Raw genomic sequence first — 22,752 nt, forward strand, 5'->3', positions numbered from 1 at the left:
AGCAACAGCGGGACGCTCGCCGGATCGATCGCGGCGATCCGCAACGAAGGCACGCTCGGCGCGATCACCAATTCCGGCGTGATCGCGGGGAACATCGAGAACCTTTCGGCGCAGGCGCTCAGCATCACCGGTGGAACGCTGACCGGCTTTACGCGGGGGAGCCAGGGAACGATCAGCAGCACGCTCGGCGCGGTCGTTCTTGCCGGGACGATCTCGCTCGACGATGCGATCAATGTCGGCACGAATACCGTCGTGAACGCCGGCGGGACGCTGGCGCTGGCGCGCACCGTCGCGATCACCGGTCAGTTCCGCCAGCGCGAGGGAGCCATCGTGCTCGGCAGCGGCGCCTCGCTGGTTGTCAGCGGCAGCGCCAGCATCACGGGCGGCACGATCTCCGCAGCAGTACCGATCGCCGCCAACTATATCGCAGGCTCCGGAGTCGATACACTGGTGCAGGGCGGCGCCGGGTCGACCTATACCGGGGTCTCCGTCACGACCGGCGCCACTCCCGGGCTCGCGCTCAACGCCGGTGCCGACGGTACCAACCTCGTGGTAAGCGCGCTCAACGATTATGTCGGTGCCTCGCTGGGAAGCCTGTCGAACAGCGGAAGTCTGTCGCAGGCCTATCCCGTCTATGTCGCGTCGACCGGCAGCCTCGGCAGCTTGAGCAACAGCGGCACGTTGAGCGGATCGATTGCCGCGATCTATACCGCCGGCACGCTCGGGCAGATCAGCAACAGCGGGCTGATCGCGGGCAATATCGTCAATGCGTCGGCGCAGGGACTGAGCATCGCAGGCGGGGCGGGCACGGTCTTCGGGACGCTGACGGGGAACGGCGGTGCCAGGGGGACGATCACCAGCACCGCCGCCCCAATCGTCTTTACGGCGGGCAATGTGCTGCTCGACGACGATATCGTCGCGACCGGGCAGGTCGTGTCGAACACCGGCGCGGTGCTCCGGCTCGCGAGTAGCGCGAGCATTACCGGCGGGTACAGTCAGACCGGCGGCGCACTCGCGCTGGAGAGCGGGACTCGGCTCGTGGTAAGCGATGCGGCGAGCCTGACCGGCGGCACCGTTTCGACCAGCTTTGCGGCAACCGCAACGTATCTTGCGGGTTCGGTGGCGGGTACGCTCGTCCAGGGCGGCACAGGATCGAACTATACCGGGGTTACCGTAACGACCGGGGCGGTCGCGGGTCTTGCGCTCAGGGCGGGCGCAAGCGGTACGAACCTCGTCGTTACCGCGCTCAACGACTATGTCGGCGGTAGCCTCGGCAGCCTTTCGAACACCGGAACGCTCTCGGCGGACTATCCTGTGTATATCGCGGCGGGTGGAACGCTTGGCAGTCTGGACAACAGCGGGACGCTGAGCGGGACGATCGCCGCGATTCGCAACCTCGGGCTGATCGGTCCGATCGCCAATACGGGCGTGATCGCGGGCAACATCGCCAGCGATGCCGCCGCGGATCTCACGATCGCGGGGGGCAGCGGGACGGTGTTCGGGACGCTGACGGGTTTCGCCGCGGGAACCCAGGCGACGATCACCAATACCGGCGGCGACCTGCTGCTGAACGGCAATCTGGCGCTCAACGACGCGGTCAACGTCGGCGGGCGCACGGTGCGCGTCGCGGGCGGGGCGCTGGCGATCAACGCGCCGGTCGCGGTTACCGGCAATTACAGCCAGACCGGCGGAAAGCTGCTTGTCGGCGTCACCTCGAGCGCGGCCTATGGCCAGTTGCTGGTCTCCGGTTCGGCGAGCCTGACCGGTACCAACGTCACGCTCGTGAAGCTCGGCACCAGTGCGATCAGCGCAGGACAGGCCTATACGGTGGTGAAGGCGAATGGTGCGCTCACCTTCAGCAACCTCGCGTCTTCGGTGACGGGGCTCACCGGCACATTCTCGTCGATCGCCAGCGGCGGCGCGAACGGGCTGGTGCTGACGCTGAGCGAGCCCGTCGGCACGATCACGCCGCCACCGACGACCTTCACCGGGACCGGCCGCCAGGCGGGCGGTCCGGGGGTCGGGACGGGAGCGGCGCTCGACGCGATCGCGGACGCGGGCGGCCCTGCAGCGACGCCGGTCATCACCGACGTGCTGTTGCCATTGTCGCAACTGGCGCCGGAGCAACAGGAGCGCGGGATCATCCAGCTCGCGCCGACGCAACTGACGCCACAGGTGATCGCGGTGGCGGTGTCGCCCGCCGTCAATGCGATCATCCAGCATCAGGACGTGATCGCGGCGAATGCGACCGGGCGCGAGGAGCGCGGACTCGCCGCCGGGTCGCAGGGGCAGCGGGGCGCAGTGTGGGGGCAGGTCCTCGTCAGTGCGGCGAAGCGCGACGCTGCGTCGGCGGCGTCGCCCTATCATGCGAGCAGCTATGGCGTGATGGTCGGCGCCGACGTCATTGCCGCGCCGAACCTTGCCGCGGGTGCCGCGATCAGCTGGGTGAACAGTTCTGCCGACGGCCGGGGGGCGATTGCCGGGAGCAGGACCGATCTCGACAGCTTCCAGGCGACCGGATATTTCACATGGCAGCGGGTGATCTCGACACCGCCGGGTTTGCGATCGATGGCCAGATCGGCTTCGGGTATAACCACTACAGGCAGCGCCGCCGGATCGATTTCCTCGGCGCGACCGCGCGGGCGGCTTACGATGGCCAGCAATATCTCGGCAACCTGCGCGCCAGCTATACCATCCCGCTGTCGACCACGACATCGGTCACGCCTTATGCGAGCCTGCGTGAAGTCCATCTCCACAATGCCCCGTATCGCGAGACCGGGGCGGGATCGGCCAATCTGTCGGTCGCGAAGCTCGACGTCGATGCGCTCAGCCATGAGATCGGTTTCCAGGGCGCGGGGATTTTCGAAAGCGCGTCCGGGCGCTCCGCCCCGACGGTCAAGGTCGGCTGGTTGCACACCTACAACAACGGCCCGATCCCGCTCACCGCGGTGCTCGGCGGTGTCGCGTTCACCAGCACCGCCGCGCGCGGCGCAGCGGATGGCGCGGCGGTCGGCGTGGGGCTGCCATTCCAGTCGAGCGATCGCTTCCGGATCGCGGTCCAATATGACGGCGATCTGCGGCGCGACTTCCGAAGCCATTCGGGCACGGTCAAGATGACCGTGAATTTCTGACGCCATATTTCACTACGGTACCGTAATGTTTATCCTCCCGATGGACGATCAAATGCGATATGATGCGGCATGATCTCGCCCCAACCAAACGGCATGACGATCGAACAGGCGCTGGGGCAGGCCAGCGCGCACTGGAACGCGGGCCAGGCGGACCAGGCCGAGCGGCTGTGCCAGCATGTTCTGGCGTTGTGGCCGGGGCAGTCGGATGCGCTGCATCTGATGGGGCTGATGGCGCATGCGTACGGCAATCTCGACATCGCGATCGACCACCTTCGTCGCGCGTGCCAGGCTCCGCGGGTCCACGCGACCTATCTGAGCAACCTTGCAGAAATGTGCCGGCAGAAGGGTTTGCTCCCCGAGGCCGAGGACGCCGCGCGGCGCGGGGTTACGATGGACCCGGCGATGGTCGCGGGGTGGAACAATCTCGGCATCATCCTGCAGGAATCCGGCAAACTCGAGGAAAGCCTGTCGTGTCTCGAGCGCGTGCTGGCGCTCCAGCCGGACTATCCGGAGGCGCATAACAATCTCGGCAACACGCTGAAGCGCCTCGGGCGACTAAAGCAGGCGCGCGGGCAGTATGAGGCGGCGCTGCGGCTTTCGCCCGCCTATGCGGAGGCGATGAGCAATTTGTCGAACCTGCTCAACGACCTCGGGCAGCCCGACGAAGCGCTGGCGCTCGCCCGCCGCGCGATCGATACCAATCCGCGCTTGTCGGACGCCTATATCAACGCCGCCGCAGTCGAGGTCGGGCGCGATCGTCCGGCCGAGGCATTGCGGTGGGTGGACGCGCTGCTGAGCTACGCACCGTTGCACGTCGGCGGACTCGGCGTTCGCGCGACGGCGCTGCGGCATCTCGGCCGGCTCGACGAGGCGTTGACGGACGCGCGACGCGCGGTCGCGGCGGCGCCGGACAGCGGCGAGGCGCACAACATCCTCGGCGAAGTGCTGCAGGCGCAGAACGCGATCGGCGCGGCGATTGCTGCGTTTGACCGCGCCGCCACGTCGGTCGGGTTCGCGCCCGAGAAGGCGCTTACCAACCGCGGGGTTGCGCTGATGGAGCGGGGCGACCGTGATGCCGCCATTGCGACGTTCGAACGGGTGCTCGACCAGTATCCGCGGTCGATCGGCGCGTGGTTCAATCTTGCCGATCTTCGGCGCTTCGCCGCGGGCGACCCCGCGATCGCAGCAATGGAAGCGCTGCTCGCAAGCGGCGGGATCGAATCGCACGCGGATCGGACCGCGCTGCACTTCGCGCTGGGCAAGGCGTGGCTCGACGCGGGCGATGCCGAGCGCGGGTTTGCGCATCTCGACCAGGGCAATCGGGAGAAACGGGCGACCTTTTCCTACGACCCGGCGGCAACCGATCAGTGGATCTCGGAGATCATCGCGGCTTTCCCCCCCGCACGGTTCGAGCGGCCACCCGCAGACGTGCCAGGCAGCGATCGCCCGGTGTTCGTGGTCGGCGTTCCGCGATCCGGGACGACGCTGGTCGAGCAGATCCTCGCCTCGCATTCCGCGGTGGTCGGCGCGGGCGAACTCGCGACGTTGCAGGGGGTCGTGCGGACGGCGGGGCCGTTTCCAACATGCGCCACTGGCCTTGGCGTGGACGACGAGGCAACGCTCGGCCGCGCGTATGTCGACGCGATCGAACCGCTGGTTGAGGGTCATCGCCGGATGGTCGACAAGATGCCGTCGAACTTCCTGTACGCCGGGCTGATTCACCGGCTGCTTCCCGATGCGCGGATCATTCATGTCCGCCGCGACCCGGTCGATACGTGCCTGTCCTGCTACTCCAAGCTGTTCACGCGCGAACAGCTGTTCGCCTATGATCTGGCCGAACTCGGGCTCTTCTATCGCAGCTACGATCGGTTGATGACACACTGGCGCGCGGTGCTTCCGGCGGATCGCTTCATCGAGGTGCGGTATGAGGACATCGTCGGCGATCTCGAAACCGAAAGCCGTCGTCTGGTCGCATTTTGCGATCTCGACTGGGATCCTGCCTGCCTGGACTTCCACCGGACCGGGCGGATCGTCCGCACCGCCAGTGTCAATCAAGTACGACAGCCGCTCCATGCCGACAGCGTCGGTCGCTGGCGAAAGTATGCGCGGCACCTGACGCCTTTGACCGCAGCGCTTGGGATCGATGCCGAGGTTCCGGTCGCGCAACCCGCACCCAAAGCACGCGCCAAGCGCGCCGCCGTTCCGGTCGCCTCTTGACCGGCGGCGGCGTCGACCTTCCCGTGATCGAGGCGCAAGTCCGCCCGCTGCTGACTGCGGGGCGTGGGGCGGAGGCCGAGGCGTTGCTCAGACCGGCGCTGTCGAGTGGTGCCGGGCCAGTGGCGCTATGGGCGCTGCTTGCGCAGGCGCTGCGGGTGCAGGGGCGGGTCGCCGAAGCGCGTCCGATTCAGGAAATGCTGGTCAGTGCTTTGCCCGGGCACCTTTCGACGCGGTTCGACCTGTCGGAAACGCTCCTGCTGCTCGGGGAGTTCGGCGCGGGCTGGCGCGAGTATAGCCATCGCTACAGCCTTGCGCATACCACCCGGATCGAACGCAAGGTCCAGCGCCCTCGATGGGACGGACGTCCGATCCCGGGGCAGACGCTGCTGATCCACGACGAGCAGGGCTATGGTGATACGTTCCAGTTCATGCGGATGGTTGCGTGGGCCAAGGTGCGGAGTCAGGCGACCGTCGTGCTCGAGATCAACCACGAAACCGCTGGGCTCGCGCGACGGATGGCGGGCCACGACGCGATCACGCTACGCGGTGAACTCCCGCCGCATTTCGACGTGCATTGCGAAATGATGAGCCTGCCGCATGTGATGGGGTTGCAGCTGAGCGATCTCCCCGGGGAAACGATGCCGTATCTTGCCGCCTTGCCGGAACGCAGGGTCGCGTGGCGCAAGCGCCTGGCGCCCTATTCGGGGGTGAAGGTTGCGTTTCTCTGGGCCGGGCGTCCGACCCACTTCAACGACGCCAACCGTTCGATGACGCTCGCGCACTTTGCACCGCTTGCGCAGGATGGCGTCACTTTCTTTGCGATCCAGAAGGGGCCGAGCGAGGGGCAGGGGCTCTCGCCGCCGCCCGGCCTGAAAGTGGTCAGCCTGAGTAACGAGATCCGCGATTTCGAGGATACCGCGGCAATCCTGTGCGAGGTCGACCTGCTGATTTCCATCGACAGTTCCCCGGTGCATCTCGCGGGTGCGCTCGGTCGGCCGGCTTGGGTGCTGCTACCGTTGCTACCCGACTGGCGCTGGCTCCAGCATCGCGAGGATTCGCCCTGGTATCCCTCGTTGCGGCTGTTCCGACAACGCGGTTGGGGGCGATGGGATCAGGTCGTCGAGGAGGTGGCGGGCGCGCTCAACGCAATGGTGCGGCAGCGCGAGAACCGCCAGACCGCCGCGTGACAGCATCCGCGACCGTTCGTTTCGAGCGTCGTCGGGAAGCCCGGCACAAGGACGGCCTTTCACCATCGCATTGACCGAACGAGTGGTTTTGTACGGTCAGGCTTGGCTGAGCGCGATCGGGCAGGTCCAGTCCCTGGGGTCGATCTGCGTGAGCCCTTCGACCTGAACGCTTGCCTCCGCGGGAATGCAGAGCATGTTGACGGATACGACCCCGGGCCAGATATCCTGCGGGTTACCCCGGAAATTATCGGGCGAGAACAGCCGCGGCAGGTGCCAGTATAGCGCGTAGCCGTGCCCCGCGATGGCATCGATCACCGTCTGCTGGTTCGCGGCCCGGTCGTTCTCGATGTAGATTACCGGACGACACCGTCGGATCGTTTCTGCGGCACCACGCAGGACGGCAGGCTCGAACCCCTCGACGTCGATCTTGAGCAAGCCGCATGCCGGCAATTCCAGCGCATCCAGCGGTCGGACCCGGACTTTCATCCCGCCGCTGCCCTCGGCGAGCAGCGAAATTCCCCCGAAATTGCCGTGCGCGCCATAGTCGACCCGCGGAACGATCGCCTCGCCTTCGGCTTCGCCACACGCCTCCGGATAGGCCACCGCGTTCGTGATGTCGTTGAGCGCAAGGTTGGCGCGGAGGATCTGAAACAGCAGTTGCTGCGGCTCGAACGCCAGGAACGGGCCGGGCGCGCTGGCGCGCGCGATGTCGACGCTGTGCGAGCCCATGTTCGCACCGATTTCGACGACGGTCATTCCGGGGCGGATCAACTGGCGCAGCATTTGCCATTCGTCGGGCGCATATTCGCCGTAAAGCTCGAGCGCCTGGGTAATATAGTGATCCGTCGCAAGCGCCAGCATCGGCCCAGAGCGTGTCTGATATGTCCGGATCAGCGGCGTCCCCATGCCAAATAGCCTAATCGATCTCTTTGGCTAGGTCGACATACGGACGGCTACCTATGAAAAAATCCCGAGGATCGCCGATCGGCGACCCCCGGGACTTTCACGGTCAAAACCAATCAGGCGTTCGGGCGGATGATCTCGGTCGCGGCGAGATGCTCGGCCAGGAACCACACCTGCGGCTCGTGCGTGCGGATGATGTTGCTGACGAGCAGGTCGTTGGTGCCGTCGTCGCCCGCTTCGTCGGCGGCTTCCGCACCTTCGCGCGCCTGGCGGAGGATGATTTCATGCGCTTCGAGCAGACGCGACAGCTGCGTCGGTACGTCCTCGCGGCCCTTGGGCGGACGGGGGATGCGCGTCATCTCCGCAACATCTGGCGCCATCGCGATGCTGATCCCGCCGAGCGCCATGATCCGCTCGGCGATCATGTCGACGAGGGCGGCCTGCTCCTCGTAATGTTTGTCGAGCAACAGATGCAGCTGGTAGAAAGTTACGCCAGACATCTGCCAGTGGTGCTTTTTATACAGATCGCGCAGCGTCATCGTGTCGACCAGCACCTGGTTGAGCGTCGCGACGCTCTGGGCGCGGGCGTTCGCCTCGAGAGCGAGCGGGAGGTCCTTGAGCGTCTCGTACGGCTGGATCTCGCGATAGTCGACCTTGTACTGCGGCTGCGCCTCTACCGATTCCGGCTTGGTGGAGGACTTGGAGATCTTGCGGGCCATGAGCGATCCTGTTCGGCTTCGAGAAATGGTGAGGGTGAAACGACGTGCCCCCGCAAAAGGTCCGATGCGAAACGGTTCAGGGTATCAAATTGCTTCGCTCGGTCGCGACCAGCGCGACGAGCCAGTCGGTAAACGCGCGGACCGCCGGAAACGCGCTCGTGTCCTGATGCGTCACCAGCCAGAACGACCGCGTGATCGCAAGCGACGGGAGGATCGCAACGAGTTCGGGATCCGCGTCGCCGATGAAGCGGGGCAGGACGCCGATCCCGGCGCCACTCGCGATCATCCGCGCCTGCGCGTTGATGCTGGAGGAGCGTAGCGTCGGGGCGGGGGCACCCGGTATCTCGTCGAGATAGCGTAGCTCGGGGGCATAGATGATGTCTGGAATATAGCCGATCATCCGCCGGGTGCGCAGATCGTCCCGGCTCAGCACTGCCTGCTCGGTCGTCTGATACTGTGCCGAGGCGTAAAGCCGCAGCGCGTAATCGGTCAGTTTGCGAGTCCGCAGCGGCCCGCGGCGGGGGCGGGCTAGCAGGACCGCGACATCGGTCTCGCGTCTGGTTGGGTTTAGGAAACCGCTCGTCGCGACGAGATCGACCGAGAGGGCCGGGTAGCGATCCGCCAGGCTCCCGAGATGCCGGCTGACGAACCATGCCCCGAACCCCTCGGCAACGCTGACCCGCACCGTGCCCGCGATATGTTGATCGGCCGAGGGTGGCGTTCGCGTCTCGCTGGCGATTGCTTCCATCGCGCTTGCACGCCTCAGCAAGTCCTGCCCGGCCTCGGTCAGGGCCTGCCCGGTCGGGGTCTGTTCGAACAGCCGTTGGCCCAGTGCCTGTTCCAGCCGACGAAGCCGCCGACCCACGGTCGTCGCGTCGAGACCGAGCGCGGATGCGGCGCGACCAATCTGGCGAGCGCGCGCGACTTCCAGGAAAATCGGCAGGTCGCTCCAGTCCATCACCTGCAAATATGCAGGTCGCGACTGCGTGTCCACCTGTTGCAGTGGCGCGTGGCAAATGGTCTAGCGCACCCACCATAGGAGAGTTGCCATGCGGAATATCGACCATCATATCGTCGGCCTGTCCGGCGGCGGTGCCACCCGGACGGGCGAGGTGTTCGATCCCAACACCGGCCAGGTCCAGGCAACGGTCGCGCTCGGCACACAGGCCGACCTCGATACCGCGATCGCCGCCGCGCAGAAGGCGCAGCCGGGCTGGGCCGCGACTAACCCGCAGCGCCGCGCACGCGTGATGTTCGAGTTCAAGCGGCTGGTCGAGCTGCATATGGACGAATTGGCCGAGCTGCTGTCGTCCGAACACGGCAAGGTGATCGCGGACTCGAAGGGCGATATCCAGCGCGGGCTCGAGGTAATCGAGTTCTGCTGCGGCATCCCGCATGTGCTGAAGGGCGAATTCACGCAGGGCGCAGGCCCGGGGATCGACGTCTATTCGATGCGCCAGCCGCTCGGTATCGGGGCGGGGATCACCCCGTTCAACTTTCCGGCGATGATCCCGCTGTGGATGTCGGGCGTCGCGATCGCGACCGGCAACGCGTTCATCCTCAAGCCGTCCGAGCGTGACCCGTCGGTTCCGGTCCGTCTCGCCGAGCTGTTCCGCGAGGCAGGGTTGCCCGAGGGCATCCTTCAGGTCGTCCACGGCGACAAGGAAATGGTCGACGCGATCCTCGATCATCCCGCGATCAGCGCGGTCAGCTTCGTCGGCTCGTCCGACATCGCGCATTATGTCTACAAGCGCGGCGTCGCGGCGGGCAAGCGCGTCCAGGCGATGGGCGGCGCGAAGAATCACGGCATCGTCATGCCCGATGCGGATCTCGACCAGGTCGTTGCCGACCTTTCGGGCGCGGCGTTCGGTTCGGCGGGCGAGCGGTGCATGGCGCTGCCGGTCGTGGTGCCGGTCGGCGAGAAGACCGCGATCGCGCTGCGCGAGAAGCTCATCCCCGCGATCGCCGCGTTGCGCATCGGTGTGTCGACCGACAAGGACGCGCATTACGGCCCGGTCGTGAATGCCGCGCACCGCAGCCGGATCGAGAACTGGATTCAGACGGGTGTGGACGAAGGCGCGGAACTGGTCGTCGACGGGCGTGGGTTCGAGCTGCAGGGGCATGAGAAGGGCTTTTTCATCGGCCCGTCGCTGTTCGACCATGTCACCACGTCGATGGAATCGTACAAGGAGGAGATCTTCGGCCCGGTGCTGCAGATCGTCCGCGCGAACGACTTCGAGGATGCCGTCCGCCTGCCGAGCGAGCATCAGTACGGCAACGGCGTCGCGATCTTCACGCGCAACGGCCATGCGGCGCGCGAATTTGCGGCGCGGGTCAATGTCGGGATGGTCGGGATCAACGTGCCGATCCCGGTGCCCGTCGCCTATCACACGTTCGGTGGGTGGAAGCGCAGCGCGTTTGGCGATACCAACCAGCACGGCATGGAAGGCGTCAAGTTCTGGACCAAGGTCAAGACCGTGACGCAGCGCTGGCCCGATGGCGGGGTCGGCGACGGTGCCAATGCCTTCGTCATCCCGACAATGGGCTGAGTTTTTCGTTGCCCTGCGATCCAATATCAAAAGGCCTTTCATGACCGACCAGTTCGACCTCACCCCCCAATTTGATCTTACGGGCGATCAGCGCGAGATCCAGGAACTCGCGCGCCGCTTCACCGCCGACCGGATCACGCCGTTCGCGGCGGAGTGGGACGAGAAACACATCTTCCCGCGCGACACGATCAAGGCGGCGGCGGTGCTCGGGTTCGCGGCGATCTACGTCTCGGAAGAGTCGGGCGGGATCAATCTCGGGCGGCTCGAAGCGGCGCTGATCATGGAAGCGATGGCCTATGGCTGCCCGTCGACCTCGGCGTTCATCTCGATCCACAATATGGCGAGCTGGATGATCGACCGGTTCGGCGGGCAGGCGGTCAAGGACAAGTATCTGCCCTCGCTCGTCACGATGGACCGGATCGCGAGCTATTGCCTGACCGAGCCGGGTTCTGGCTCGGACGCCGCCGCGCTCAAGACCCGCGCGGTGCGGGACGGCGAGCATTATGTCGTCAACGGCACCAAGCAGTTCATCTCGGGCGGCGGCGAGAACGAAGTCTATGTCACGATGGTCCGCACCGGTGAGGACGGCCCCAAGGGCATTTCCTGCCTGGTGATCGAGAAGGACATGCCCGGCGTCAGCTTCGGCGCGAACGAGCGCAAGCTCGGCTGGCACTCGCAGCCGACCGCGCAAGTGGTGTTCGAGGATGTGCGTATCCCTGTGGATAACCTTGTGGGCGGCGAGGGCGAGGGGTTCCGCATCGCGATGATGGGGCTCGATGGCGGGCGGCTCAACATCGGCGCGTGTTCGCTCGGCGGGGCGCAGCGGTGCCTCGATGAATCGATCGGCTACACCAAGGATCGCAAGCAGTTCGGCACCGCGATCGCGGATTTCCAGAACACCCAGTTCATGCTCGCGGATATGGCGACCGACCTCGAGGCGGCGCGCGCACTGCTGTACATGGCGGCGGCGAAGGTGACCGCGAACGCGCCCGACAAGACCAAGTTCGCGGCGATGGCGAAGCGTCTGTCGACCGACACCGGCTCGCTGGTCGCCGATCGTGCGCTCCAACTGCACGGTGGCTACGGCTATCTGATGGATTACCCGATCGAACGCTTCTGGCGCGACCTCAGGGTGCATTCGATCTTGGAGGGGACCAATCAGGTGATGCGGATGATCATCGGACGCGAACTGACGCGCCAGTAATCCCGCGAAGCGAAGCCCCCTTCCTCTTCGTGGCTTTGTGGCTTTGTGCGAGAAAGAGTCTTCGCGCACGAAGCCACAAAGACACGAAGACAGTGATGAGAGACCGTGCATGACCAGCGACGTTCTGACCATGATCGAAGGGCCTGTCGGCCGGATCCGGCTCAACCGCCCAAAGGCGCTTCATGCGCTGACGACCGACATGTGTGTTGCGATGCTCGATGCGCTCGACGCGTGGCGTGCCGACCCCGCGATCGAGGCGGTGTTGCTCGACCACGCCGAGGGCAGGGGCTTCTGCGCTGGCGGCGACATCCGGATGCTCGCGGAAAGCGGCGCGGCGGATGGCGTGGCGGCGCGCGCGTTCTTCCATACCGAGTACCGGCTCAACCACCGGCTGTTCACTTACGCCAAGCCGACGGTCGCGTTCATGGACGGGATCACGATGGGCGGTGGCGTCGGCATTGCCTGCCCGTGCGATTTCCGCGTGGCGACCGAGAACACCAAGTTCGCGATGCCGGAGACCGGAATCGGTCTGTTCCCCGACGTCGGGGGCGGCTGGTATCTGTCGCGGTTGCCGGGGCGGATCGGGCAGTATCTTGCGCTGACCGGGCACCGGCTCGACGGCGCGGAGTGCCTCGCGCTTGGCCTAGCGACGCACTATCTTTCGAGCGCTACGCTAGACGATGCGAAAGCGCGGATCGCCGCGGACCCGCAGGCGATCGCGGCGACGCTCGATGCGATCGGCGCGACACCGCCCGACGCTAAGATCCTCGCGCAGCGCGACGCGATCGACCGGCTGTTCGCCTCCGACGATCTCGAGGACATTTACGCGGCGCTCGAAGCCGATGGCGGGGAATGGGCGACGCAACAGCTCGCCACGCTCCGCACCAAGTCGCCGCAGACCATGAAGGTCTCGCTCCGCCTGCTCCACGAAGGCAAGAGGATGGCGACCTTCGAGGACGAGATGCGGCAGGAATATGCGATCGGCTCGCGCGTCGTGCAGCGGCATGATTTCCTCGAAGGCGTCCGCGCGGTGATCGTCGACAAGGACAACGCCCCGCGCTGGGACCCGGCGACGCCGGAAGGCGTGACCGACCACGTGATCGACCAGATCTTCGCGCCTCTCTCCGATGGCGAGGCGTGGACTCCCGCCTGACCTGTTCCGTCACCCCGGCCCTGTGCCGGGGTCCACCTTTCCACCGGGCCAGCGGTTCGCGGCACGGTGGACCCCGGCACAAGGCCGGGGTGACGCAAGAAGGAAGCCTTTCATGAGCTACGAAACGATCCTCGTCGAACAGCGCGACCGCGTCACGCTGATCACGCTCAACCGGCCCAAGGCGCTCAATGCGCTCAACAGCCAGATCCTCGCCGACCTGCTCGCCGCAATGGCGGCGTTCGATGCGGATCCGTCGCAGGGCTGCGCGGTCATCACCGGCAGCGAGAAGGCATTCGCGGCGGGCGCGGATATCAAGGAGATGCAGGCGCAGGGCTTCGCCGACATGTACGCGCATGACTTCTTCGCCGGCTGGGATCGCTTCACCCGCACCCGCAAGCCGATCATCGCGGCGGTCGCCGGCTATGCGCTCGGCGGCGGGTGCGAGCTGGCGATGATGTGCGACTTCATCCTCGCCGCCGACAGCGCGAAGTTCGGCCAGCCCGAGATCAAGCTCGCGGTCTCGCCCGGCATGGGCGGGTCGCAGCGCCTCACGCGCGCCGTCGGCAAGGCCAAGGCGATGGAGATGTGCCTTACCGGCCGGATGATGGACGCAGCCGAGGCGGAACGCGCCGGGCTCGCGTCGCGCGTGATCCCCGCCGCCGAGCTGGTCGAGGAAGCGGTCAAGGTCGCCGCGACCATCGCCGGAATGGCGCCGCTCGCGGTGCTGGCGAACAAGGAAATGGTCAATGCCGCGTTCGAGACCAGCCTCAGCATGGGCGTCCAGTTCGAGCGCCGCCTGTTCCACGCTTTGTTCGGCACCGAGGACCAGAGCGAAGGCATGACCGCGTTCGTCGAGAAGCGCGCCGGGGTGTGGACCGGGAAATAACGCGCGGCGAGAAGACTTGGGAGAGACAATAATGGCACGTATCGCATTCATCGGGCTTGGCAACATGGGCGGCGGGATGGCCGCGAACCTCGCGAAGGCGGGGCATGACGTCCGCGCGTTCGATCTGTCGGCAGACGCGCTCGATCGCGCGAAGACGGCGGGCTGCCTGCCGGTCGGGTCCGCGACCGAAGCCGCCGACGGGGCCGAGGCGATCGTGACGATGCTCCCCGCCGGACGCCACGTCGAGGCGGTCTATGCCGAGCTGTTCGCCGCGACCATCCTGCCGACGACGCTCCTGATTGATTGCTCGACGATCGACGTGGCAACCGCGAAGCACGTCGCCGCGCTCGCGCTCGCCAACGGCATCACCGCGGTCGATGCCCCGGTATCCGGCGGGATCGGCGCGGCGAATGCGGGCACGCTGACCTTCATGGTCGGCGGCACCGACGCGGGCTTTGCCAACGCCAAGACGGTCCTCGATGCGATGGGGCAGGCGGTGATCCACGCGGGCGCCAACGGAACGGGGCAGGCCGCCAAGATCGCCAACAACATGCTGCTCGGCGCGACGATGGTCGCGACCTGCGAGGCGTTCCTGCTCGCGGAGAAGCTCGGGCTCGATGCGCAGACGTTCTACGACATCTCGAGCGTATCGTCGGGTCAGAGCTGGTCGATGACGCGGTATTGCCCGGTCCCCGGGGTTGGGCCGGATACCCCCGCCGATCATGACTATCAGGGCGGTTTCGCGATCGCGCTGATGCTCAAGGACCTGAAGCTCGCGGCGGAGGCGGCGAGTGGGGCGGACGCGAATACCCCGATGGGAACCAAGGCGGCGGAACTGTACCAGCGTTTTGCCGACGAGGGGCAGGGCGGGCTCGACTTCTCCGCGATCATCAAGATGCTCCGCGGCTGAACGCTGCGGGGCCTTACGCCTGCAACAGCGAGGTCAACGTGAGGCGACCGTGCGCCGCGTCTGCGCCAAGCGCGGCCGCGGCGAGGTCGCCCGCGTGCAGGCAGTTCGCGGGATAGAAGATCAGGCGATTGAAGCGCAGGTCCGCCTGCCCGATGCGCTCGAAGCCGGCGGTGTGGTCGCCGGGATACTGCGGCTCAGGCAAACCGTGGCGTTGCCGGTCGCGCGTCAATCCCTGTCGCCACGCCGCCGCCCGGCTCGGGTCGATTCGTTCGTATCCGGTGCCGCGATGCCGGTAGAAGCTGGTCCCGCCATGCGGCGGCGCGCACAGATAATGGACCGCGGCGAGGAGTGTCGGGTCGACCGTGTCGAAATGCGGGATCCGCTGGATCGGTGCCAGCGCAGCCGGTGCGTCGGTCGCGATCGCGAAGGTGGTGCGCAGGACGGTGGACGTTTTCGCCGCACCGATTGCCCGCGCCGCTTCGGCAAGCCAGCCAGCATAGCCGACCGGGGCGGGCGCGCGAAGCCCGGGGTAATAGTCGCCCGCCGCGCGCGCGAACCGTTGCGCGGCGGCGGCTTCCTGCAGCGCTTCTGGCTGCGGATGCGCATCATCGATCACATGGAGTGGGACTGCCTCCTGCCCCATCGCCCGGACGGGGTGGAGGATCATCCGGCGCGTTCCAGCGCGCGCGTCCCGGGTTCGAACCACGCCGCCTCGTCCGCGATCCGCCGGTTCTTGCGGCGCACCAGCCCGGCGACCTGTTCGAGCGACAGCAGCAGCGCCGCGAGATCGAGCGCCGTCTCGAAATCGGGCAGCGTCGCAAGATGCCGCGCAAGCGCGCGCTGATCGATCCCGTACAGCCCGGTCGGCGTACAGCGCGCGCCGTTGTCGAAGGTGATGTCGAGCGAGATTTCGATCACCAGCTTGAGCGACACCGCTAGGTCGACCAGCGCTTGCGTCGGGGCCTGGCCGCGTGCGAGGTCGCCCAGCATCGCCTGGACTTGCGCGATATACGGGCTGTCGCTGCCATCCGCCTCGACGATCGCGCGGGCTCCCGCCGGGTCGAGCGCGGGGCTGTCGAGGTCGACGCAGATCACCCCCGCCAGCGCATCCTCGCCGCCGATGTAGAAGGGCTGGCGCAGCAAATTGAGCGGGACGTAGCCCGCATCGAGGGTGTCGCCGTCCCAGAACAAATTCTCGTGCGGTTCGAGCCCCATCAGCGCGGCGAGGTGAAACGCCCCGGTTTCGCCGTCCTTGATGAAGAACAGCGGATATTGCGCAGCGGCCTTGCGGATTTCGCTGCGGACGATCCGGACGAGATGCACGTTGGCCGCAGTCGCCGCGGCCTTGGCCGGGTCGATCCGCAGGCCGGCATGCTGTTCGCGCGACAATTGTACCAGGTTCACGGCAGGTCTTCCCTTGGAACGAAGCTTGGCGCGCGCATGTCAGACCGGCTGGAACCGGTGTTGCGCGAGCGTATCGAGCAGAGCGCGATTGGTCGGCAGCGTCGCCGCCAGCCGACGCTTGAGCGCAGCGTTGCGATCGAACGCGTCGAGCGCCGCGTCCGGGTCGCGGAGCGCGGTTGCGGCGAAGCGTGGATCGGTCCGGAACCCCATGCCGTACAGCACATATTGGTAGCTCGCCGCCGGAAACATTTCGTGCGCGCTGGCGAAGTCCTGCTCGCCGGGGGGCGCGTGACGCCACAGTTCGAGCTGGTCCTGCAACGCTTGCGGGATCGTCGCGGGGTCGCGATTGTCGCGCCAGAAGGCGGTGTCGTCGCGTTCGCTCAACATGTAATGCAGCTTGAGGAACTCGATGATCCGTTCCCAGCGATACAGCGTCATCGTGTTGAACCGCCGCGCGACGATCTCCATCGCGCTGCGCGTCGCGGGCATCGACGCCGCGATATAATCCGCCGACAGTTCGATCAGCACGAGCGCCGATGCCTCGAGCGGTTCGAGGAACCCCGCCGCCAGCCCGACCGCGACGCAATTGCGCTTCCAGAAAGTCTCGCGATGCCCCGACCGGATCGTGATCTCGCGCGGCGACAGGTGGTCGAATGCCGGGCCGACATAGGCGGCGAGCTCGGCTTCGACCGAACTGCCGTTGGCGTGGCGGCTCGAATAGACATAGCCGACCCCGCGCCGGTTCTGCAGGCCGATATCCCAGATCCAGCCGTGCTTCTGCCCGGTCGAGACGGTATGCGAGACGATCGGCGCGCCCGCATCGTCATACGGCACCTGCACCGCGAGCGCGCGATCGATGAACAGCACGTCGTTGCAATCGCGGAACGGCACGCCCAGCGTCTCGCCCAGCAGCAAGGACGAGAAGCCACTGCAATCGACGAACAGGTCTGCCGTGATCGCGCCGTGTTCGCGGGTGACGACAGCGGCGATGTCGCCATCGTCCGCCTGCTCGACCGCAATCACCTCGTCGATGACGTGCCGGACGCCGAGCTTCGTCACGCAATGCTCCGCCATGAAGTCGGCGAAACGGACCGCATCGAGGTGATAGGCATAATTGGCGACCCCGCCATATTCGGGCGAGGTGATCAGCTTGGGCGCCAGGTCGCGCTCGCACAGCGCCTCCTGGAAACAGACCGCATCCGAGAAGGAGGCCGTCGCGGGATCGTCCCGCATCTGCGCGTTCCAATAAGGGGCGAGGTCGAGCGACGGGAAGCCTTCGGGCAGGACGAGCGGGTGGTAGTAGAAATCGTCCGGCGATTGCGTCCGCCATCCCGCGAATTTCGCCCCCTGCTTGAACGACGCATTGCAGAAGCGGAGGAAATCCGTCTCCGAAACGCCGACTTTGCGCAGTGTGTTGCGCATCGTCGGCCAGGTCCCTTCGCCAACCCCGACGATCCCGATCCGGCGGCTCTCGACCAACGTGACGCTCAGCCCGCCGCCGTCCGGGGTGCTGTGTCGTGCGGCGATCAGCGCGGCGGTCAGCCACCCCGCCGATCCCCCGCCGACGATGCATACCGATGATACGGGTGTGTTCATATCGACCATCGCCCAAGAGGATGGCATGGGACCGGGCTCGAAGAAAGCCCGGTCCGGTCTTCGTACGATGGCCGCATCAGAAGTTGACGCGCACGCCGCTCTTGAAGCGCCGCCCGGTGTCCTCGGCATAGAGGAACTGACTGGTGTAATAGGCATATTTCAGCGCCTTCGAATTGGTCAGATTGACCGCTTCGAAAAAGACCGAGACATGCTTGTTGATGCGATAGATCAGGCTCGCATCGACCTGCGAATAGGCACGGACCTGAGTGACTGCCTGGCCTGCGCCGTTGAGCGGCGGGGGTGCCAGATACTGGAGGAAATGGTCGCGCCAGTTATACGCGACACGCGCCTCGATCCCGTGCTTGTCGTAGAACAGCACGGCGTTGGCCGAATTGGACAAGCCCGTCAGCGCGAACTTGTTCGTCAGGTCCTGCGGGTTGAGCTTGCGGTTGGAATGGACCAGCGTCCCGTTGATCTGGAACCCGAAGCCGGTTTCCCACAGGTTTTGCTGCCACGCCGCCTCGAGGCCCGTGACCGTCGCGCTCTGCCCGTTGACGGGCGCGGTGATCGTGAACTGTGCGGGCAGGTTCGTCACCGGGTCGAGCAGGGGACCGCCGGTCGCATTGGAAACCGGGCCGCTGGTCTGGTTGAGCACGATGAAGTCGTTGACGTTCTTGAAATACCCGCCGAGCGAGATGTAGTTCGACTGGCCGAAGTAATATTCCAGCGACAGGTCGAGATTGTTCGACTTGAACGGCTTCAGATCGGCATTCCCCCGGCTCGCGGCGAAATTGCCCGGGCGGAGCGTCACCAGCGTCGTCACCGGGGACAGTTGCTCGAGCGTCGGCCGCGTGATCGTCTGCGAGGTGGCGAAGCGCGCGGTGAGTTTGTCGGTCAGGTCCCAGCGGAACGCGAGGTTGGGCAGGATGTCGGTATAGCTGGCATGGCCGACCGTGCGTGTCGTGCCCGATGAGGCGGAGCCATATTGCGTCTGGTCGTTGGCGAGCGTCACCAGCGCGGTATAAGCGGTCGCCAGGCCGTTGACGTTGGTTGCAGTGTTTTCGACCCGGACGCCCGCGACGAGCGAGAAGGGCCGATCCGCCAGCGCGCCGCGGAACTCGGTCTCGAGATAGCCGCCGAGGACGCGTTCGGTCACCACCGTGTCGTTGACCAGCGGCGGCGCGAAGGTGAAGTTTGGGTTGGTCGCGCGCTGTTGCTGGGTGATCGCGGCGAACAGGGCATCGCCATCGAAGGTCTGCCACTGCGTCGGCAGGCGGTTCGACCCGCTGACCCCGGACAGGAACCCGCTGCCGGCGTTGAACACCGAGATCGGTACCCCCGATGGCGCCGCGATGTTGTACCCGCAGGTCGTGCAACCGGTCCCGCCGTCGTTCGAATAGAGCGAGGTATCCTTGCGATCGTGCGAGAAATAGCCGCCCCAGCTCGCCTTGACGAGACCTTCGGCGTCGTCGCTCTTGTAACTGAAGTCGGTGCGGACCTGTCCGACCTCGTCCTTGATGCCAAAGCCGCGCAGCAGCATGACGTGCTGGCACAAGGGCTGCCCCGCCCCGACGATGTTGCCGCTCGAGGGCGTGCCCGAATTGGTGACCGCCGAACCGCACGGGCTGGACGCGGAAGCGAAGCTGGGGAACGTCTCGACCGCATAGGGCAGGATCGATCCGTCGGACCGATAGCGTTCCGATCCGGTGAGATAGCCGAGCAGTGCAAGATATGCCTGCCGCCCGCCATTGGGCTCCTCCTTCGCGACCGACCAGGTCCCGTCGACGCTGACCGAAAGCTGCGGCGTGATCTTATATTCGACGTTGAGCCCGGCGGCGTAAGTGTTGGTGCGCTTGTCGAACTTCTTGTCGTGGAAGTCGCTTGCGATCCCGCTGGTCTGGGTGAGGTCGGTGGCGGTACCGTTGGCGTCGGTCGTGACCCCGGTCAGGTTCGAGGCGGTGAACCAGTGCCCGTAGGAGCGCGCGTCGGTGGTGTTGGTGAAGCGCGTGTAGAGTCCGTCCGCGGTCACGGTCAAATCGTCGCTCGGGCGATATTGCAGCACCAGCGTGCCGCCGATCCGCTCGCGGTCCTCGCGCGTGACGCGGCTGTCGAAATTCTGCGGGATGAACAGGTTGCCCTGCGGGTTGGACGCGCTGACCGTCCCGCGCCCGCCATTCACCTGGGCTGCCGGAACGCCGGGATTGACCAGCCACCCGTCGGTCTGCGCTTCGTTGAGCTTGGTGAAGCGATGCTGGTAGCTCCCGCTCAACAGGACTCCGAAACGGCCGTCGGCGAAGGTGTTGCTGAGCAGGAAGGACGCGTCGGGCGCGCCCTTCTTGGCATTCGCGTCGTAATTGCCATCCGCCGCGGCGAACAGCTTGAAGCCCTTGTAGTCGAACGGCCGTGCGGTCTTGATGTTGACCGTCGAACCGACCCCGCCGGACTGGTAGCGCGCGGTCGAGGATTTGTAGACCTCCACCCCCGCGACGAGTTCGGACGCGAGCGTGTCGAACGAGAAGGCGCGGCCCGATGCCTGGCTCGGGTCGGTCGGAGTCGCAAGCTGGCGGCCGTTGATCAGCACCGTGTTGAATTCAGGCCCGAACCCACGCACCGTGATGAACGCGCCTTCGCCGCCCGAACGATCGATCGAGACGCCGGTGATGCGCTGCAACGATTCGGCGAGGTTGGTGTCGGGCAGCTTGCCGATATCCTGGGTCGAGATCGCGTCGACGATCCCCGACGCGTTCCGCTTGATCCCGCGCGCGTTGCTCAGGCTGGCGCGCAACCCGACCACGACGATGTCGGACCCGCCATCCGCCTGCGGCGCGGGGGCATCCGTCGGTGCCGCCTCCTGCGGCGTGGCGGCGACCGGCGCGGCGGCGCGGTCGTCCTGCGGCGCGCGCACCGTCACCATCGCGGCTGGGACGGTGCCGGGCCGCGTCGCTGCGGGGGCTTGCGGGACGACGGCGTAGGTGTGCGGGCCGATCAGCCGCGCGACCAGACCGGTCCCTTCCAGCAGTCGGGTCAGCGCGTCCGAAACGGTCATATCGCCATGAACCGGGCGGGTGCGTTTGTCCTGCGTGACGCGGCGCGCGGCGATGATCTGAACGTCGCCCTGGCGGCCGAGCAGTCCGATCGCGGTTTCGGCAGGTTGTGCGTCAACCGCAAATTGTTTCGCCTGTGCAAAGGCCGGCGTTGCCGCCAGACAGATCATTGCCGACGATGTATAGAGTGCATGACGGATCGAAGTTCCGACCATCGTTTATCCCCCCCCTGAGCCTGTTTTCAACAGATCGTTTGCGTCTGTATTCCCCCTAGAGACGCGGCTGGCGACAAACCTTCCAAACTATTTTGGCGTCTTGCTGTGATTTCCGGGATTCCTCAGCGCGTGATCCGAATGATGGTCGGGTCGGTGTCCGAAACGGTTGCGTCGAGGCTTACCTTTACTGCCCGCGCAAACCCATCCGGGTCGTTGATGCGAAACACCCCGTCGAGCTTCTCGCCAGCAAGTTGCTGATCCGAAACGACGATCTTCCGCGTGTTATAGCGGTTGAACTCTTCGGCAGCGGAGGCGAGCGTATCGCCCTCGAGGTCGATCATCCCGCCGCGCCATGCCAGCGCACGATCGACCGCCGAGGCGCGGTCCGCCTCGAACCGGACCGCGGCACGCGCATCGACGAACGCGCGCTGCCCCGCGGTCAGCCGGGTTGCCGCACTCGGGCTGACGGTGTTCTCATGCCGGGTCTCGACCGTGCCGTCGGTGACGAGGATCTCGACCCCGGCCGGGCGAAGGCGGACGGAGAATGCGGTGCCGAGCGCACGCGCGGTGACCCCCGCGGCGGTCACGACGAACGGCCGTGTGGGATCATGCGCGACCTCGAACCACGCCTCGCCCTGCGCGAGCGCGATCTGGCGCGAGCGGGCGTCGATCCGGACGGTCAGCGCGCTTCCGGAATTGATCGTCATGATCGACCCGTCGGCGAGCGGGACACGGCGGATTTCCCCGAGGTTGGTGACGTAGCGCGTCTCGGGCACGAAGATCCGCGTCGTTCCGATCACGCCGGCGACGATGACGGCGGCAAGTCCGGCGAGGAGATTGCGACGGTGCCAGATAGGGCGTGCTTCCGGGACGACATCCGGGATGGAGGCGGCCGTTGTCGGCGGGCGCAAGGCAAGATCGGTCGCCACCCACGCCGCCTGCGTGCGGAGCAACAGCCCGTGGCGAATCGCATCCTGCGCGAGCCATTGCGACAGCGCGATCTCGTCGGCCGCGTCCCAGCGCCCCGAATCCATCTTCGCGACCCACCAGGCGGCCTCGTCCGCCACGCTTCCGGACTTGTCGATCATCGCTGGCCCCGGACACCGGTTTCGACGGGATCAAGCCGCAAACCGGCGCGGCGTTCGGCGGTGTTCCATGCCTCGCGCACGGCGCGGACGCCGACCCAGATCTGTTTCTCCACCGCTTTTTCGGTCATGCCGAGGTGATCCGCGATCTCGCGATGCGACCAGCCTTCGATCTTGCGCAGTTCGACGATCCGACGGCAGCGCTCGGGAAGCGCCGCAATCAGCGTCATCATCCGCTCATACGCGAGGTGGCTCCCGGTCTGCTCCTCGGGCGAGGGGGTCGCGTCGTCGCGATACGCCTCGATCTCGGCAATCGCCTCGAACGACACGATCCGCTGGCGCTTCAGCCGCCGCAGCAGGAGGTTACGCGCGATCGAAAAGAAATAGGCGGACGGGCTGTCGATATGGTCGACCGCCTTGAGCATCGAAATGCGGCAATACGCTTCCTGGATCACGTCGTCGATATCCTCCGGCGATAGGCGCGCCCGCTTGAACCAAGCGCGAACCCGCTCTTCATGCGGCATGATTTCGCGCGCCACCCAAACGGCC

17 protein-coding genes and 1 pseudogene are annotated in these 22,752 nt (G+C 66.2%); 9 read left to right on the top strand and 9 right to left on the bottom strand.

The annotated features are described in order from the left end of the window. Positions 1-1,617: 1,617 nt before the first annotated feature. The 4 genes and pseudogenes from RH91_RS23610 to RH91_RS13130 form a co-directional block, all read left to right on the top strand. Positions 1,618-2,523 (top strand): annotated as a pseudogene (locus RH91_RS23610) (autotransporter outer membrane beta-barrel domain-containing protein); the annotation flags it as partial. Between the two features lie 5 nt (positions 2,524-2,528). Beyond that, entirely contained in the window at positions 2,529-3,131 is a 603-nt protein-coding gene (locus RH91_RS23615) for an autotransporter domain-containing protein (protein WP_010163271.1), read from the top strand. 69 nt (positions 3,132-3,200) lie between these two features. Beyond that, positions 3,201-5,348, top strand: a complete 2,148-nt coding sequence (locus tag RH91_RS13125) for a sulfotransferase (protein ID WP_029623845.1) — start codon at positions 3,201-3,203, stop codon at positions 5,346-5,348. Beyond that, positions 5,345-6,535: a hypothetical protein gene (locus RH91_RS13130; RefSeq protein WP_010163273.1), complete on the top strand. Its 1,191-nt coding sequence runs from the start codon at positions 5,345-5,347 to the stop codon at positions 6,533-6,535. The genes RH91_RS13125 and RH91_RS13130 overlap by 4 nt, the downstream gene beginning before the upstream one ends. A gap of 96 nt (positions 6,536-6,631) precedes the next feature. Here RH91_RS13130 and RH91_RS13135 read toward each other — a convergent pair whose 3' ends face one another. The 3 genes from RH91_RS13135 to RH91_RS13145 form a co-directional block, all read right to left on the bottom strand. After that, entirely contained in the window at positions 6,632-7,441 is an 810-nt protein-coding gene (locus tag RH91_RS13135; RefSeq protein ID WP_010163274.1) for an FkbM family methyltransferase, read from the bottom strand. Positions 7,442-7,554: 113 nt separating this feature from the next. Continuing rightward, a complete protein-coding gene (locus RH91_RS13140) occupies positions 7,555-8,157 on the bottom strand; it encodes a Dps family protein (RefSeq protein WP_010163277.1) in 603 nt (200 codons plus the stop codon). 76 nt (positions 8,158-8,233) lie between these two features. Further along, a complete protein-coding gene (locus RH91_RS13145; protein WP_010163279.1) occupies positions 8,234-9,115 on the bottom strand; it encodes a LysR family transcriptional regulator in 882 nt (293 codons plus the stop codon). 91 nt (positions 9,116-9,206) lie between these two features. Between RH91_RS13145 and RH91_RS13150 the strand changes: the two genes are divergently transcribed. The 5 genes from RH91_RS13150 (at position 9,207) to mmsB (ending at position 14,859) form a co-directional block, all read left to right on the top strand. After that, positions 9,207-10,706 carry a CoA-acylating methylmalonate-semialdehyde dehydrogenase gene (locus RH91_RS13150; protein WP_010163280.1) on the top strand — a complete coding sequence of 500 codons (1,500 nt, stop codon included), beginning with the start codon at positions 9,207-9,209 and terminating at the stop codon, positions 10,704-10,706. 40 nt (positions 10,707-10,746) lie between these two features. Next, positions 10,747-11,910 carry an acyl-CoA dehydrogenase family protein gene (locus tag RH91_RS13155; protein WP_010163281.1) on the top strand — a complete coding sequence of 388 codons (1,164 nt, stop codon included), beginning with the start codon at positions 10,747-10,749 and terminating at the stop codon, positions 11,908-11,910. 109 nt (positions 11,911-12,019) lie between these two features. Then, the gene (locus tag RH91_RS13160) at positions 12,020-13,063 is read left to right on the top strand and encodes an enoyl-CoA hydratase/isomerase family protein (RefSeq protein WP_010163282.1); all 1,044 of its coding nucleotides are present in this window, start codon (positions 12,020-12,022) and stop codon (positions 13,061-13,063) included. A 112-nt stretch (positions 13,064-13,175) separates the two neighbouring features. Further along, positions 13,176-13,949, top strand: coding sequence for an enoyl-CoA hydratase (locus RH91_RS13165; protein ID WP_010163283.1), 774 nt, complete (start codon positions 13,176-13,178; stop codon positions 13,947-13,949). 31 nt (positions 13,950-13,980) lie between these two features. Then, positions 13,981-14,859, top strand: a complete 879-nt coding sequence (mmsB, locus tag RH91_RS13170) for a 3-hydroxyisobutyrate dehydrogenase (protein ID WP_010163286.1) — start codon at positions 13,981-13,983, stop codon at positions 14,857-14,859. A gap of 13 nt (positions 14,860-14,872) precedes the next feature. On the opposite strand, the gene RH91_RS13175 is transcribed toward mmsB, so the two are convergent. From RH91_RS13175 to RH91_RS13200, 6 genes are all read right to left on the bottom strand, one after another. After that, positions 14,873-15,526, bottom strand: a complete 654-nt coding sequence (locus RH91_RS13175; protein WP_010163288.1) for a DUF6445 family protein — start codon at positions 15,524-15,526, stop codon at positions 14,873-14,875. Beyond that, positions 15,523-16,263: a SapC family protein gene (locus RH91_RS13180; protein ID WP_010163290.1), complete on the bottom strand. Its 741-nt coding sequence runs from the start codon at positions 16,261-16,263 to the stop codon at positions 15,523-15,525. Before RH91_RS13180 ends, RH91_RS13175 begins: the two co-directional genes overlap by 4 nt. 39 nt (positions 16,264-16,302) lie before the next feature. Beyond that, positions 16,303-17,868, bottom strand: coding sequence for an FAD-dependent oxidoreductase (locus tag RH91_RS13185; RefSeq protein WP_010163291.1), 1,566 nt, complete (start codon positions 17,866-17,868; stop codon positions 16,303-16,305). 67 nt (positions 17,869-17,935) lie between these two features. Next, positions 17,936-21,073: a TonB-dependent receptor gene (locus RH91_RS13190; RefSeq protein WP_010163293.1), complete on the bottom strand. Its 3,138-nt coding sequence runs from the start codon at positions 21,071-21,073 to the stop codon at positions 17,936-17,938. Positions 21,074-21,240: 167 nt separating this feature from the next. After that, complete coding sequence (locus RH91_RS13195) at positions 21,241-22,206, bottom strand: FecR family protein (protein WP_010163295.1); 966 nt, start codon at positions 22,204-22,206, stop codon at positions 21,241-21,243. Next, positions 22,203-22,727: an RNA polymerase sigma factor gene (locus RH91_RS13200; protein ID WP_232283499.1), complete on the bottom strand. Its 525-nt coding sequence runs from the start codon at positions 22,725-22,727 to the stop codon at positions 22,203-22,205. The genes RH91_RS13195 and RH91_RS13200 overlap by 4 nt, the downstream gene beginning before the upstream one ends. Positions 22,728-22,752: the final 25 nt, after the last annotated feature.

The sequence above is a fragment of the Sphingomonas sp. PAMC 26617 genome, from assembly GCF_000242835.1.
Lineage (GTDB): Bacteria > Pseudomonadota > Alphaproteobacteria > Sphingomonadales > Sphingomonadaceae > Sphingomonas.